The sequence below is a fragment of the Kitasatospora aureofaciens genome, assembly GCF_019192735.1.
Lineage (GTDB): Bacteria > Actinomycetota > Actinomycetes > Streptomycetales > Streptomycetaceae > Kitasatospora > Kitasatospora aureofaciens_A.
Genome location: NZ_JAHTKP010000036.1, coordinates 38,512 through 53,749, shown reverse-complemented (window position 1 = coordinate 53,749; position 15,238 = coordinate 38,512). Strand labels below are relative to the sequence as shown.

Annotated in this window: 12 protein-coding genes; 5 read left to right on the top strand and 7 right to left on the bottom strand. The window is 72.5% G+C overall.

Features of this window, described 5'->3' with window-relative positions; genetic code table 11:
- Positions 1 to 65: 65 nt before the first annotated feature.
- Positions 66 to 1,307, bottom strand: a complete 1,242-nt coding sequence (locus tag KV557_RS27960; protein ID WP_218204280.1) for a trypsin-like serine peptidase — start codon at positions 1,305 to 1,307, stop codon at positions 66 to 68.
- Between the two features lie 488 nt (positions 1,308 to 1,795).
- On the opposite strand from KV557_RS27960, the gene KV557_RS27955 reads away from it, so the two are divergent.
- Entirely contained in the window at positions 1,796 to 3,403 is a 1,608-nt protein-coding gene (locus tag KV557_RS27955; RefSeq protein ID WP_218204279.1) for an ABC-F family ATP-binding cassette domain-containing protein, read from the top strand.
- Positions 3,404 to 3,634: 231 nt separating this feature from the next.
- On the opposite strand, the gene KV557_RS27950 is transcribed toward KV557_RS27955, so the two are convergent.
- The 5 genes from KV557_RS27950 to KV557_RS27930 form a co-directional block, all read right to left on the bottom strand.
- A complete protein-coding gene (locus KV557_RS27950) occupies positions 3,635 to 4,288 on the bottom strand; it encodes a Pr6Pr family membrane protein (RefSeq protein WP_218204278.1) in 654 nt (217 codons plus the stop codon).
- Between the two features lie 166 nt (positions 4,289 to 4,454).
- A complete protein-coding gene (locus tag KV557_RS27945) occupies positions 4,455 to 5,132 on the bottom strand; it encodes a response regulator (protein ID WP_256178044.1) in 678 nt (225 codons plus the stop codon).
- Positions 5,129 to 6,412 carry a sensor histidine kinase gene (locus KV557_RS27940; protein WP_308130106.1) on the bottom strand — a complete coding sequence of 428 codons (1,284 nt, stop codon included), beginning with the start codon at positions 6,410 to 6,412 and terminating at the stop codon, positions 5,129 to 5,131. The genes KV557_RS27945 and KV557_RS27940 overlap by 4 nt, the downstream gene beginning before the upstream one ends.
- Entirely contained in the window at positions 6,409 to 7,407 is a 999-nt protein-coding gene (locus KV557_RS27935) for a hypothetical protein (RefSeq protein ID WP_218204276.1), read from the bottom strand. The genes KV557_RS27940 and KV557_RS27935 overlap by 4 nt, the downstream gene beginning before the upstream one ends.
- Before the next feature lie 107 nt (positions 7,408 to 7,514).
- On the bottom strand, positions 7,515 to 8,156 hold the full coding sequence (locus KV557_RS27930) for a GNAT family N-acetyltransferase (RefSeq protein WP_218204275.1): 642 nt from the start codon (positions 8,154 to 8,156) through the stop codon (positions 7,515 to 7,517).
- Between the two features lie 182 nt (positions 8,157 to 8,338).
- Here KV557_RS27930 and KV557_RS27925 point away from each other — a divergent pair, with 182 nt between their 5' ends.
- From KV557_RS27925 to KV557_RS27910, 4 genes are all read left to right on the top strand, one after another.
- The gene (locus KV557_RS27925; RefSeq protein WP_218204274.1) at positions 8,339 to 9,574 is read left to right on the top strand and encodes a CaiB/BaiF CoA transferase family protein; all 1,236 of its coding nucleotides are present in this window, start codon (positions 8,339 to 8,341) and stop codon (positions 9,572 to 9,574) included.
- 2 nt (positions 9,575 to 9,576) lie between these two features.
- A complete protein-coding gene (locus tag KV557_RS27920) occupies positions 9,577 to 10,719 on the top strand; it encodes an acyl-CoA dehydrogenase family protein (RefSeq protein ID WP_218204273.1) in 1,143 nt (380 codons plus the stop codon).
- 64 nt (positions 10,720 to 10,783) lie between these two features.
- Positions 10,784 to 11,998: an acetyl-CoA C-acetyltransferase gene (locus tag KV557_RS27915; protein WP_218204272.1), complete on the top strand. Its 1,215-nt coding sequence runs from the start codon at positions 10,784 to 10,786 to the stop codon at positions 11,996 to 11,998.
- Positions 11,999 to 12,111: 113 nt separating this feature from the next.
- The gene (locus tag KV557_RS27910) at positions 12,112 to 14,289 is read left to right on the top strand and encodes a 3-hydroxyacyl-CoA dehydrogenase NAD-binding domain-containing protein (protein WP_218204271.1); all 2,178 of its coding nucleotides are present in this window, start codon (positions 12,112 to 12,114) and stop codon (positions 14,287 to 14,289) included.
- A 64-nt stretch (positions 14,290 to 14,353) separates the two neighbouring features.
- Here the strand turns inward: KV557_RS27910 and KV557_RS27905 are convergent, their stop codons facing one another.
- Complete coding sequence (locus KV557_RS27905; protein WP_218204315.1) at positions 14,354 to 15,088, bottom strand: MerR family transcriptional regulator; 735 nt, start codon at positions 15,086 to 15,088, stop codon at positions 14,354 to 14,356.
- Between the last annotated feature and the right edge of the window lie 150 nt (positions 15,089 to 15,238).

Here is a 15,238-nt window from a genome sequence, read left to right as displayed (position 1 = left end):
GGCCCCCTTGTGCTCACGCGCTCAGCGTGTCACTTGGTCCTCTTGGATCACTTGGTCTTCCAGGATCACTTCGACTTCTTGGAGATGTAGTCCAGCGCCTTGGCCGCCACGTCGTCCAGGTAGGGACCGGCCTCCCAGGTGTTGTCGTTCCCGCCGATGGAGGTGTCCGAGACCAGCATCTGCTTGCCGTCCTTCATGGCGAACCAGCCGCCGCCGCTGTCGCCGCCGGTGCCGTTGCAGCCGGTGGTCACCATCGGCGGGCGGGCCGGGTCGATGGTGTACTTGACGGGCTTCTGGGCGTCGCAGTGATCCAGCTCCATGCCGTCGAACGGCTTGCCGGCCGGGTAGCCGTAGCTGCTGACCGCGGTGATCTGGTCACGCGGGGCGTTGAACCAGACCGGCACGGAGCCGCCGACCGTCTCCTCCAGCGACTTGCCGCTGCCGTCCGGGTTCGCCACCCGGATGATGCCGAAGTCGTACGCGCTCCACGAGCCGCCGTACTCCGGGTCGGCCTCGCCGGCCCAGGTCGGCGACACGATGCCGGCGGTGGCGCCCCACTCGCCGAACGGCTCGGCTTGCGCCAGGGTGGCCTGCTTGCCGCCGCTCAGCACGCCGGTGCTGTTGAAGGCCGGAGCGAACATGATGTTGGTGTGCGACTTGCCGCCCTTGCCGCCGTGCAGGCAGTGGCTCGCGGTCCACACCAGGTTGCTCTTGCCCGGGTTGGCCGGGTCGGAGATCACGGTGCCGGAGCAGACGTACTCCTGGTTCTTCTCGTCCGAGAAGAACAGCTTCCCATTGACGTTGAGGTTCTTCGCGAACGGGTGCGGGACCGGCTTCATCTGGACCGGGGTCGGCTTCGGGTCGGTGTCGCCCGCGCCGTCCTGCCCGCCGCCTCCCGGCTGGGCCGGGGCCGGGGCCTGGGAGGTCGGCTGGGCCGGGGCCGGGGCGGCGCTGGTCGGAGCCGTGGTCGGCTGGCCGGTGGGCTTGCCCGGGCTCGGCTTGACCGGCTTGGCCTTCAGGATCTTCTGCAGGTCCCAGTAGCCCTTGACGGCCGGGGTGATGACGTTGGCCTGGGCCCACTTCTGCCAGTCCTCGGGCTTCCACGTCTTGATCTCGTCGATCGTCGGAAGCTTGATCGGCGCGGCGCCCGGCTTGCCGGAGTCGCTCGCCGCGGCGGTGGGCGCCGCGGTCTGCGCCCCGTTCGCGCTGTCGCTGTTGTCCGGGCCGCACGCCGTGGCGAGCGTCATGGTCAGCGCGACGACGGAGGCGCCCAGGGCGGCACGGGTCGTCCGGGATATCGGTGACATAAGTTCAATTCCCCCTGTGAATGAGCGCCATACGGCCCGATCCGCGGGTACGGCCCCGGAGGGTCGCAGGTATGGCAGGCAGGGAGTCTGCCATACCGGGTAAAGGCGTCCTTACCTCCGCCCCCGACTGGGACGAGGCTGTCACCGGATCGGCACCGGATCGGCACCTTGCCTCCGCCGACGCACGGGGGACGGCGGGGGCAGCACGTTGATTCGGGCGCGCGGAAATTCGGTTGCGGACGTTCGGGGAGGTCCGTAGCGTCGGTCGGGCCAGCCACCGGAACAGGAGAAGGCCGTTGCTCTACTGAGGTCCCGGGACACCGCCCCGCCGCGCAGGCCCACCGCCGTGCGGCGTGCGAGTGTGCGACCTCAGTCACGGCCCCCGTGGTGAGCCCTCTTGGCATCCCCTTCAGCCGTGCCGATCCGCACCCGCGGTGTCTCCCCGTGTTGCTCCCCTTTCTCACCAGCAACCACCCGGGAGGCCCTTCATGGCACAACCCACCACCGCCGTCCTCTGCACCGACCTCGGCTTCGAATGGCCGGACGGCAAGCCCGTCCTGGACGGTTTCCACCTCGCCGTCGGCCCAGGCCGCACCGGCCTGATCGGGCTCAACGGCGCCGGTAAGTCCACCCTGCTGCGGCTGATCGCCGGCGAGCTCACCCCCACCGGCGGCACCGTCCGGGTCGCCGGCGAACTCGGCTACCTGCCCCAGGGGTTGACGCTCGACACCGGCCTGCGGGTGGACGAGGCGCTCGGTATCAGGGCCACCCGCGAGGCCCTGCACGCCATCGAGTCCGGCGACACCGCCCAGCACCACTTCGACGCCGTCGGCGACGACTGGGACGTCGAGGAGCGCGCCCGCGCCACCCTCGACCGGCTCGGCCTGCACCGCCTCGGCCTCGATCGCACCACCGGCGAACTCTCCGGCGGCGAGGCCGTACTGCTCCGGCTGGCCGCCCTGCTCATGCGCCGCCCCGACGTGCTGCTGCTCGACGAACCCACCAACAACCTCGACCGGGCCGCCCGCGAGCGGCTCTACGAGACGGTGGCCGGCTGGCACGGCGTCATGCTGATCGTCAGCCACGACCGGGAACTGCTCCAGCACGTCGACCAGATCGCCGACCTGCGGGACGGAGAAGTCACCTGGCACGGCGGCAACTTCGCCGAGTACGAGCGCACCATCGCCGCCCAGCAGGAGACCGCCGAGCGGCTGCTGCGCAACGCCGAGGCCGACGTCCACCGCCAGAAACGGGACCTCATCGAGGCCCGCACCCGGCTCGAACGCAGCGCCAGCTACGGAAAGAAGCGCTCGATCACCCGCAACGATCCGCACATCGTCGCCGGCAAGCTCAAACGCCAGGGCCAGGAGACAGCGGGCCGCCTCCAGGGCATGCACACCGACCGGCTGGAGGAGGCCAAGCAGCGGCTCACCGCCGCCGAGGAGGCGGTCCGCGACGACGCCGAGATCCGGATCGACCTCCCCCGCACCGCCGTCCCGGCCGGGCGCACCGTGCTCACCCTGCAGAAGGTCCGGCTGCCCTACGGCACCACCGCCGACCTCGACCTGCGCGGCCCCGAGCGGATCGCGCTGGTCGGGCGCAACGGCGCCGGCAAGACCACCCTGCTGCGCACCATCGCGGGAGAACTCGCCCCGCTGGAGGGCGAGATCACCACCCCGGTGCCGCTGCGCCACCTGCCGCAGCGGCTCGACCTGCTGGAGGACGGGCTCACCGTCGCGGAGAACGTCAGGCAATTCGCCCCCGCCGCCGGGGACAACGCGATCCGCGCCCGGCTCGCCCGCTTCCTGTTCCGCGGCGGACGGGCCGACCAGCAGGCCGCCACCCTCTCCGGCGGCGAGCGGTTCCGGGCCACCCTGGCCGCCCTGCTGCTGGCCGACCCGCCGCCGCAGCTGCTGCTGCTCGACGAGCCGACCAACAACCTGGACCTCGCCAGCGTCCGCCAGCTCACCCAGGCGCTCGCCGCCTACCAGGGCGCGCTGATCGTGGGCAGCCACGACCTGCCGTTCCTGCGCGGCCTGGGCCTGACGCGGTGGCTGGAGCTGGACGGAGAACTGCGGGCGGTGGATCCGATGTAGCCGCTGCCACTTGTCCGCTACCGCGCGTTCGCTACCGCTTTGTTCGCTACTGCGCGTCCTCGGTGAGGATCCGGCGGGCCGTGCTCAGGGCCGAGTCCTTGAGCCCGGTCCGCTCGTCGTCGGTGAACACCGGCACCCGGCCCCCGTCGGACCACCCTGAGGTCGTATCGACAGCAAACCCTTTTGATGGCACGGGAAAACGGGCGAGCACCGTCCGGCGGGGTGCCGGGGTCAGGCCTCGGCGGGTGCGGGCCGCAGCTTGCCGGCGACCAGGGTGCCCAGCCGGTCCAGGCCGACCACGGCCGTGGCGAGCACGATGAACTCGACCGTCAGCATGGCGATCTGGCCCCACACGTAGCCGTAGCCGTTGGTCGTCGGGTCGAAGAAGAAGTACGGGTACGGCGTCGGGTAGTCGGTGAACAGCGCGTTACGGGTGAGGACAATCGCCGCGTACCCGAGCGGGAAGGCCAGCCAGAGCGGGATGTCCTTCCACGCGGAGACGTTGCGCGGCTTGAGCGCCAGCCAGTCGATGATCACCATCACCGGCGTCACGTAGTGCAGGAAGAACGACGACCAGTGCGCCAGCCGGTCCGGCCCGCCGACCAGTCCGGGCAGCGGGCTGGCGCCGTGCTGGAGCAGAATGTGCGAGACCAGTCCGGTGATGATGATGTACAGCGTGGCGGCGCCGCGCAGCCGGGGCGCGGGCGCGTCCACGGTGCTGCGCTTGGTCATCCAGTAGACCGCGCCGATGAAGTAGCCGAGCACGATGACGTTGCTCTGGACGGTGAAGTACACCAGCGGCGCGGTCCCGAGGGTCAGCCCGAGGAACGCCGAGAGCACGATGCCCATGCGCCACCACAGCGCGGGACGGGTCCGGACTGACATGTGGTCACCAGTTCGCTTCAGGCGATACGGGAGGTATCGGACGGTCGAGGGGAATGCCGCACTCTACTCGCTGGTAGCGGCCGGACGGAAGAAACGTCCCTGCACAGCGGGCACAGCGGGCACAGCGGGCGTCCCAGGCCTCCCGAACGTCCCGGCCCCTTGCGGCTCACCCCGGGAGCACGAACCCCGACTCGTACGCGGCGATCACCGCCTGGGTGCGGTCCCGGGCGCCGAGCTTGGCGAGCACGCTGCCGACGTGCGTCTTGACCGTCTCCTGGCTGACGACGAGGTGCTGCGCGATCTCCCCGTTGTTCAGCCCGGTGGCCATCAGCCGCAGCACCTGACCCTCCCGCTCGGTCAGCCGCCCGATCGGCCCGCGGTCCGGTGCGGCGCCCCGGGCGGCGCTCTCCGGCGCGTGCCGCAGCGCGAGCTCGCGGACGGCGGCCGGGAAGAGCAGCGAGTCCCCGCGTGCGACCAGCCGCACCGCCTGGACCATCTCCTCCGCCCGCGCCCGCTTCAGCAGGAACCCGGCCGCGCCCGCCCGCAGCGCGTCGTACACGTGGTCGTCGTGCTCGAAGGTGGTGACCACCAGGATCCGCGGCGGCTCGGCCATCCCACCGACCAGCTGCTCGGTGGCCCGGATGCCGTCGATGCCGGGCATCCGGATGTCCATGAGCACCACGTCCGGCCGCAGTTCGCGCACCAGCGGCACGACCTCGGCGCCGTCGGCCGCCTCGCCGACCACGCTGAGGTCCGGCTCGGCGTCGATCACCACCCGCAGGCCCATCCGGACCAGCCGCTCGTCGTCCGCGATCACCACGCGGATGCTCGTGCCCTCGCTCATCGTGTCCCTCCCGTGCGAACCCCAGTGATCGGCAGCCAGACGGCCAGCCGCCATGTCTTCCCGTCCTCGGCCGGCCCCGCCTCGCTGCCGCCGTGCAGCGCCGCCGCCCGCTCCCCGACCCCGCGCAGCCCGCGCCCGCCGCCGGGGCGGCTGGGGCGGGCCGGGCCCAGTGGGTTGGTCAGGGCGATGTCCAGCCGGCCGTCCGCCAGGGCGACCCGCAGTCGGGCAGGCGCCGGCCCGGCGTGCCTGAGCACGTTGGTGAGGCCCTCCTGGACGATCCGGTACGCCTCGCGGGAGACGGCGGCGGGCAGCCGGTCCAGGCCGGGGGCGAGGTCGGCCTCCACCCGGACGCCGGTGTGGGCGAGCTGGCGCAGCAGGTCGTCCAGCCCGGTGAGCGTCGGACCGGCCGGCCCGTGGGCGCCGGTGTCTTCCTCGCGCAACAGTCCGAGTACGGAGTCGAGTTCGGCGACGGCCGCCCGCGCGGTCTCCTCGATCGCGGCGAGTGCCTCGGCGGCGAAGTCGGGGTCGCTGCGCAGCACCCGGGCCGCCGCCGAGGCCTGGATGCCGACGGCGCTCAGCGCGTGCCCGACCGAGTCGTGCAGTTCGCGGGCCAGCCGGTTGCGCTGGGCGAGCACGACGGCCCGGCGTTCGGCGGCGGCCAGCCGCTCCTCCGGGGTGGGGCCGAGCAGGACGGGCGCCCAGCGGGCGAGCAGGGCGCCGCAGACGGCGTTGGTGCCGACGATCAGGGCCAGGACGGCAAGGCCGAGGGCGGGACCGGTGAGCATCCAGCCGGGGAAACGGTTTTCCCAGTACTGGGCGAGGTCGCGGGCCGCGCCGAAGTTGAACACCAGCGTCACCGAGAACGGCGCCCCGGCCAGCGTCATCCCGGCGACCACCCCGCCGAGGAAGAGGTGCAGGACGTACCAGGCGGCGGCGCGGCGCCTGGCCGCCCACGACCGGGCCGGCCCGGTGGCCAGCTCGTCCGGCCGGTCCGGCGCGCACAACGCCCGCGCTGCTGCGCTCTCCAGCGTCCGGACGGTAGGCAGCAGCGCGGTGACGGCGGCCATCGGCAGCGAGGTGCCGAGCGAGGCGAGCTGGAGCAGCAGCTGCTGCGAGTGGCTCTGGCTGTTGTTGAGCGCCCCGAGCATCACCTGCGAGAGCAGCCAGTACGGCATCAACAGGGCGCCGCCCAGCACCAGATGCACCCAGCGCAGCCGGGCCCGCCGCCCGACCAGCGCCTCCGCCGTACGCCGCATCCGGCCGCCCGCCCCCGTGTTCACCCGCGCGACTCTACGGCAGGCAGTGCTTGCGCGGCCGCTGCGGCCGCCGCGGCCCGTTCGGTCAGCGCCATCGCGCCCACGGCCAGGATCAGCACCCCGGCCACCACCTGCCCGGCCTCCACCAGGACCATCAGCCCCGGCACCGCGCTCGGCAGGTCCGGCACCGTCGTCGAGCTGCCGAACGCCACCAACTGCCAGGCACCCCAGGCGAAGAGCGACCCGGCGGCGGTCCACGCCACTACGAGCGGTACCCGCAGCCGCCGCCCCGGCCCGACCCGGAACACCAGCACCAGCAGCGCCCCCGCCGCGGCCACCGCCATCACCGCGGTCACCGCGTCCATCGTCGCGACCGCCCGGGTGCGCTGCTCGACCCAGCGCAGCGGCAACCCGGTCGTCCCGCCCGCCGCCCAGTACACCCGGGCCACCGCGACACCCAGCGCGACCAGCGCGGAAACGCCGACGAACGCGCGCTGCACGTTCCGCGTGGGGGAGTCCGGCAGGTCGCCGATCCGGTCGCGCAGCAGGCCCGCCCAGCGCCGTCGGGCGTAGAGCACGAACGCGGTGATCAGCGCGACGCCCTGCACCGAGAAGCCGCCGTACACCAGCGTGAACACCCAGCCAGCCAGGCCCTCGTCGGCGGGCTGCTCAGGCGTCCGGTGCTCCGGCCCGAGCACCAGCCCGGCCACCATCGACACCGGCAGCGCCACCAGGATCGTCCCGAGCAGCCCGGTCGCCACCCACATCGGGAACGCCACCAGCCCGGCCGGCGCCCGCCACCCCCACGGCCGGACGAAGGCGAGGGCGAGCGCCAGGGCGATCGCGTCCATCCCGAAGGTGAGCAGGTTGAGCAGCCACAGCTTGTCCATCGCCCCCGAGTCGCGCACTCCCACCTCGCACCCGGCCAGCCACAGCACCTTGAGCGTCAGATAGGGCACCGTCGCCGCCATCGCGACCCCGGCCGCCGCCCCCCGCACCACATCGTCCTTGCGTCTCATGCCCCTACGGTCCCGCCGCGCCCCGGGCCGGCACGTCGGCCCAGGAAACGATCACCCTCCCCCCGGAGGGGGATCCGCGGCGTTTCCGGGTCAGGCCATGTTCCGGTCTAGGCCATGCGGTGGATCAGCCGCTCCTCGTGATCGACCCGGCCGTCCGGGTCCGGCACCAGCCCGAGCCGCTCGGCCAGCCGCCGCGAGGGCACGTTGTCGGCCCGGATCAGCGCGGTCACCGGCACGTCAGGGAACCGGGGCAGCGCCTCCGCGAGTGCCGCCCGGGCGGCCTCGGCGGCATACCCCTGCCCCCAGGCGGACGGCCGGAACCGGTAGTAGAGGTTGAACACCCGCCCGCCGTCCAGCGTGTGGAGGCACACCCCCGCGAACCCGATCACCACCCCCGGCTCCTCCCGCGTCGCCACCGTGCAGTACCCGACCCCGTCCTCCGCCCACCGCGCGAGGAACCCGTCCAGCATGCCCCGGCTCTGCGCCCGGTCCCGGTGCGGCCCGAACGGGTTGTACCGGTTGGTCTCCGGATCCCCGTGGATGGCGAACACGGCCTCGACGTCGTCCTCCTGAGGCCGGGTGAGCAGCAGCCGCTCGGTCTCGGCGACGATCGTGCGGTCGGCGACGATCGTGCGGTCGGTGCGGTCGGCGACGATCGTGCGGTCGGTGCGGTCGGTGCGGTCGGTGCGGTCGGTGCGGTCGGTGCGGTCGGTGCGGTCGGTGCGGTCGGTGCGGTCGGTGATGGTCATGGCGGTTCCCCCGGCGTCGTCCGTAATAGGCCTATCGCACAATAGGCCATTACGCCTTCCGGGGCACCTGCAGAATCGGGTCGGGCGGGGTGAGGGGCGGAGGTCTTGTTACCGGCGGGTCGCTTCTCTATCATCGCGAGTGTTACAGCTTTACTGTCAAACCCCGAAGGGTTCTGCAGCCAGTGCGTGACACAAGCAGTCCACCGGCCCCGGGCCCCGGGCCGTTGGCGGGTGTGCGGGTGGTCGAGCTCGCGGGGATCGGGCCCGGGCCGTTCGCGGCGATGCTGCTCGCCGATCTCGGGGCGGACGTGGTGCGGGTGGACCGGCCCGATCCGTCGCCGCTCGGGATCGACCCGGCGTACGACGTCACCAATCGCAGCAAGCGCTCGGTGCTGATCGACCTCAAGTCCCCGGACGGGCCGGGACGGGTGCTCGATCTGGTGGAGCGCGCCGATCTGCTGATCGAGGGGTACCGGCCCGGTGTTGCCGAGCGGCTCGGGGTCGGGCCGGACGTGTGCCTCGGGCGCAATCCGGCGCTGGTGTACGGCCGGATGACCGGGTGGGGGCAGCAGGGGCCGCGTTCCGCGCAGGCGGGGCACGACATCGGGTACGCGGCGGTGGCCGGTGTACTCGGGCTGGTCGCGGCGCCCGGCGGGCCCGGGGAGGCGCCGGGGATCCCGGCCAACCTGCTGGGCGACTACGCGGGCGGCTCGCTCTACCTGGTCGTCGGGCTGCTCGCCGCGCTGCACCACGCTCGGGCCACCGGCACCGGGCAGGTCGTCGACGCCGCGATCGTGGACGGCGCGGCGCACCTGGGCAGCATGCTGTGGGGGCTGCTCGCGGCCGGCCACTGGCAGGACCGCCGGGGCGTGAACCTGCTGGACGGGGGCGCCCCCTTCTACGCGATCTACCGGACGGCGGACGGCGGGCACCTCGCCGTCGGCGCCCTGGAGCCGCAGTTCTACGCCGAGTTCGCCCGCCTGCTCGGCCTCGGACCGGACGCGCCCGGCCAGTACGACCTCGCCCGCTGGCCCGAACTGCGCGCCCTGATCGCCGACCGCTTCGCGACCCGCACCCGGGCCGAGTGGGAGGCCGTCTTCGCCGGCTCCGACGCCTGCGTGGAGCCTGTGTTGACGATGCGTCAATCAACGGCGGACGAACACCTGGTGGCGCGTGGCACGTACGTCGAGGCGGACGGTGTCACCCAGCCCGCGCCCGCCCCGCGGTTCTCCACCACCCCCGGCTCGCTGCGCCGCCCGCCGGCCCGGCCTGGCGCGCACACCGCCGAGGTGGCGCGGGACTGGGCCGTGCCGTCCCTCGACTCCCAGGCTTCCCATACCTCCCAAGCCTCCCAAGCCTCCCAGAACTCCCAGAACTCCCAGAACTCCCAGAACTCCCAGGAAGAACAAGGAGCGTAGCGTTGCAGCGCGACATCTTCACCGAGCAGCACGACGACTTCCGGGACACCGTGCGGGCCTTCCTCGCCAAGGAGGTGCTGCCGCATTACGACCGCTGGGAGAAGGCGGGCATCGTCGACCGCTCCGCCTGGCTCGCGGCCGGCCGCCAGGGCCTGCTCGGCATGGCCGTGCCCGAGGAGTACGGCGGTGGCGGCGCCCCGGACTTCCGCCACGCGGCCGTACTGGCCGAGGAGTTCGCCCGCGCCGGGGCACCCGGGCTGGCGATCGGCCTGCACAACGACATCATCGGCCCCTACCTCACCTCGCTCGCCACCGACGAGCAGAAGCGCCGCTGGCTGCCCGGCTTCTGCAGCGGCGAGATCATCACCGCGATCGCGATGACCGAGCCCGGCACCGGCTCCGACCTGCAGGGCATCCGCACCCAGGCGGTCGACCAGGGCGACCACTACCTGCTCAACGGCGCCAAGACCTTCATCTCCAACGGCATCCTCGCCGACCTGGTCGTCGTCGTCGCCCGCACCACCCCCGAGGGCGGCGCGCACGGCCTGAGCCTGCTGGTCGTCGAGCGCGGCATGCCCGGCTTCGAGCGGGGCCGCAACCTGGACAAGATCGGCCAGAAGTCTCAGGACACCGCCGAGTTGTTCTTCGAGGACGTCCGGGTGCCGAAGGAGAACCTGCTCGGCGAACTCAACGGCGGGTTCGTCCACCTGATGCAGAACCTCGCCCAGGAGCGGCTGGCGATCGCCGTCGCCGCGATCGCCGGGGCCGAGTACCTGGTCGAGATCACCACCGACTACGTCAAGCGGCGCGAGGCCTTCGGCCGTCCGCTGGCCAAGCTCCAGCACGTCCGCTTCGAGATCGCCGAACTCGCCACCGAGTGCGCCGTCACCCGGGCCTTCGTCGACCGCTGCATCACCGAGCACAACCGCTACGCGCTCACCCCGGCCGACGCCTCGATGGCCAAGTGGTGGGCCACCGAACTGCAGAAGCGCACCGCCGACCGCTGCCTCCAACTGCACGGCGGGTACGGGTACATGAGCGAGTTCCCGGTCGCCCGGGCGTTCACCGACGGGCGCATCCAGACCATCTACGGCGGCACCACCGAGATCATGAAGGAGATCGTGGGCCGCTCCATCCTCGGCTGAACCCCGGCTCCTGAAACCGGGCCCCTGAAGGTTGAACCCCCTTGCCCTGAAAGGCGTTTCCACCGTGACCACCGAAGCGTACGTCTACGACGCGATCCGCACCCCGCGCGGCCGGGGCAAGGCCACCGGCTCGCTGCACGGCACCAAGCCGATCGACCTGGTCGTCGGTCTGATCCACGAACTGCGCCGCCGCCTCCCCGACCTGGACCCGGCCGCGGTGGACGACATCGTGCTCGGCGTGGTCAGCCCGATCGGCGACCAGGGCTCCGACATCGCCCGGATCGCCGCGATCGCGGCCGGCCTGCCCGACACCGTCGCCGGCGTGCAGGAGAACCGCTTCTGCGCCTCCGGCCTGGAGGCCGTCAACCTGGCCGCCGCCAAGGTCCGTTCGGGCTGGGAGGACCTGATCCTGGCCGGCGGCGTCGAGTCGATGTCCCGGGTCAAGATGGGCTCCGACGGCGGTGCCTGGGCCATGGACCCGATGACCTCGTACGAGACCAACTTCGTCCCGCAGGGCATCGGCGCCGACCTGATCGCCACCATCGAGGGCCTCTCCCGCACCGACGTGGACGCCTTCGCCGCCGAGTCCCAGGCCCGCGCGGCCAAGGCGCAGGCGGACGGCCTGTTCGACCGCTCGGTCGTCCCGGTCCGCGACCGCAACGGCCTCGTGGTGCTGGACCGCGACGAGTTCATCCGCCCCGGCACCACGGTCGAGACCCTGGCCGGTCTCAAGCCGTCCTTCGCCGCCATCGGCGAGGCCGGCGGCTTCGACGCCGTCGCCCTGCAGAAGTACCACTGGGTGGAGGCCATCGACCACGTTCACCACGCCGGCAACTCCTCCGGCATCGTGGACGGCGCCGCGCTGGTCGCCATCGGCAACCGCGAGGTCGGCGAGCGGTACGGGCTGCGCCCGCGCGCCCGGATCGTCTCCGCCGCCGTCTCCGGCTCCGAGCCGACCATCATGCTCACCGGCCCCGCGCCGGCCACCCGCAAGGCCCTGGCCAAGGCCGGGCTCACCGCCGCCGACATCGACCTGGTCGAGATCAACGAAGCCTTCGCGGCGGTCGCGCTCCGCTTCATCCGCGAACTCGGCTTCCGCCACGACCAGGTGAACGTCAACGGCGGCGCGATCGCGCTCGGCCACCCGCTCGGCGCCACCGGCGCGATGCTGCTCGGCACCGTGATCGACGAGCTGGAGCGGCGCGACCTGCGCTACGGCCTCGTCACCCTGTGCGTGGGCGGCGGCATGGGCGTCGCCACCGTCGTCGAGCGCATCTGACCGAGCGCAGTGAGCCCACCCGTCGCCCGCCACCACCCTTCTTGGGACGCGCTGCGCGCGGCACCTCCCTTGGTAGACCTGGCAGACCTGGCAGACCTGGAGAACCCGACCTCATGAGCGACACCACCACCATCCGCTGGGAGCAGGACCAGGACGGCGTGGTCACCCTCGTCCTCGACGACCCCACCCAGTCCGTCAACACCATGAACGAGGCCTTCACCGCCGACTTCGAGGCCGTCGTCGAACGGCTCGCCGGCCTCGCCGCCTCGGACGAGCTGCGCGGGGTGGTCATCACCTCCGGCAAGAAGACCTTCTTCGCCGGGGGAGACCTCCGGATGCTCTCCGCCGCCCGCCCCGAGGACGCCGCCACCGTCTTCGAGAAGTCGATGCGGCTCAAGCGCGCGCTGCGGAAGCTGGAGACCCTCGGCAAGCCGGTCGTCGCGGCCGTCAACGGCAGCGCCCTCGGCGGCGGCCTGGAACTCGCGCTCGCCTGCCACCATCGGATCGCCCTGGACACGCCCGCCAGCCGGATCGGCCTGCCCGAGGTCACCCTCGGCCTGCTGCCGGGCGGCGGCGGGGTGGTCCGTACGGTCCGACTGTTCGGCATCACCGACGCCCTGCTGAAGCTGCTGCTGCAGGGCCGCCAGTACCGTCCGGCGCAGGCGCTGGAGCACGGCATCGTCCACGAACTCGTGGGCGCGCCCGAGGAGTTGACGGCGAGGGCGCGGGCCTGGATCGAGGCCAACCCGACCGCCGTCCAGCCCTGGGACGTCAAGGGGTACAAGATCCCGGGCGGTACGCCGTCGACCCCGGCGTTCGCCGCCAACCTGCCCGCCTTCCCGGCCAACCTGCGCAAGCAGCTGGCCGGCGCGCCCTACCCGGCCCCGCGCAACATCCTCGCCGCGGCCGTCGAGAGCGCCCAGGTCGACATCGACACGGCGATGGTGATCGAGGCCCGCTACTTCACCGAGCTGGCCTGCGGGCAGACCAGCAAGAACATGATCCAGGCCCTGTTCTTCGACATGCAGGCCGTCAACTCCGGTGCCGGCCGCCCGAAGGACGTCGAGAAGCGGACGGTCCGCAGGGTCGCCGTGCTCGGCGCCGGCATGATGGGCGCGGGCATCGCCTACACGTGCGCCAAGGCCGGCATCGAGGTTGTGCTCAAGGACGTCAGCGTCGAGGCCGCCGAGCGCGGCAAGGCCTACTCCGCGGGGCTGCTGGACAAGGCCGTCGCCCGCGGCCGCTCCACGGAGGCCCAGCGCGACGAACTGCTCGCCCGGATCACTCCCACCGCCGACCCCGCCGACCTGGCCGGCTGCGACGCGGTGATCGAGGCCGTGTTCGAGAACACCGAGCTCAAGCACAAGGTGTTCCAGGAGATCGAGGGCGTCGTCGCCCCCGACGCGCTGCTCTGCTCCAACACCTCCACCCTGCCCATCGGCCTGCTCGCCGAAGGCGTCCGGCGGACGGGCGACTTCATCGGCCTGCACTTCTTCTCGCCGGTGGACAAGATGCGCCTGGTGGAGATCATCCGCGGCCCGCAGACCGGCGACGAGGCCCTGGCCCGCGCCTTCGACCTGGTCCGCCAGATCGACCGGACGCCGATCGTCGTCAACGACTCGCGGGGCTTCTTCACCTCCCGGGTGATCGGCCAGTTCCTCAACGAAGGCGTGGCCATGGTCGGCGAGGGCATCGACCCCGCCAGCATCGAGCAGGCCGCCGCCCAGGCCGGCTACCCCGCCAAGGTGCTGTCGCTGATGGACGAGCTGACCCTCACCCTGCCCCGCAAGATCCGCGACGAGTACCGCCGCGCCGCCGAGGCGGCCGGCGGCACCTGGACGCCCCACCCGGCCGACGCGGTGGTCGACCGTATGGTCGACAAGTTCGGCCGCCCCGGCCGCAACGGCGGCGCCGGCTTCTACGAGTACGGCGAGGACGGCAAGCGCGGGCGGCTCTGGCCGGGGCTGCGCGAGCACTTCACGCGGGGGGACGTCACCGTGCCCTTCGAGGACCTCAAGGAGCGCATGCTGTTCAGCGAGGCCCTGGACTCGGTGCGCTGCCTGGAGGAGGGCGTCCTGACCTCCGTCGCCGACGCCAACGTGGGCTCGATCCTCGGCATCGGCTTCCCGGCCTGGACCGGCGGCGTGTTCCAGTACATCAACGGTTACGAGGGCGGCCCGGCCGGCTTCGCGGCCCGCGCCCGCGAACTCGCCGCCGCGTACGGCGAGCGGTTCGCGCCGCCCGCGCTGCTGGAGCGGGTCGCGGCGGAGGGGCGGACCTTCACCGACTGAGTCCGTTTACCGACTGACGGGTTCTCAGGCCGCTTGGCGGGTCCTCAAACCGGCCGGCGGGTTCTCATTCGGGTGGGGCCGTATCGCGTACGGCCTCACCCAACTCCTCCCGCAGGGACCGCTGGAACGCCGTCACCAGCGCCTGCGCCGCCATCGGCTGGATGTGGTCCGTCAACGCCTTCATCCGCGCCAGCTCCTCCGGCGCCGGCGCACTCTCCCGGTACGGCTTCCACACCGTCTCCCGGAACAGCCGCTGCAACTCCTGCGCCGTCGCCCGGCTGTGCTCCAGCACCACCGCCCGGGCCGCCAGCAGCGTCTCCAACGGAATCGGCACGTCCAGGATCCGCACCCCCAGCGGCAGCAGCCCCGGATCCACCCGGAACACGTCCGGGTCCCCCGTCCGCTCCAGCGCCCCCATCGCCGCCAGCCGCTCCACCTGCTCCTCGGACAGCCCCCGCCCGGCCCGCCGCTCCAGCTGCGCCCGCTCCAGTTCCTCCACCGCCTCCGGCGTCCACGACGCCACCAGTGCGCGGTGGATTGCCAGGTCCAGCGGCGTACTGTCCTCCGGCAGCCGTGCCAGGTACCGCTCGATCGCCGCCAGCGTCAGCCCCTGCCGCTGCAACTCCTCGATCAGGCCCAGCCGGTCCAGGTGCGCCGCCCCGTACAGCCCCACCCGCCGCGGCCCCAACTCCGGCGGTGGCAGCAGCCCCTTCGTGCCGTAGAACCGCACCGTCCGCACCGTCACCCCGGCGCGCGCCGCCAACTCGTCCACCGTCAGCCGAAGATCGTCCAGCCGCATATCGGCCAGCGGGATATCGTCCGACCGCACATCGTTCGACCGCACATCGTCCGCCACAGTCCCGTGCTCCCCCATCCGCCGCCTCCCGCACTGGCACACTCACGCTGTCACAGCAGCAGTGTGACAGTGCCCGCCCCGCCGGTCCACCGC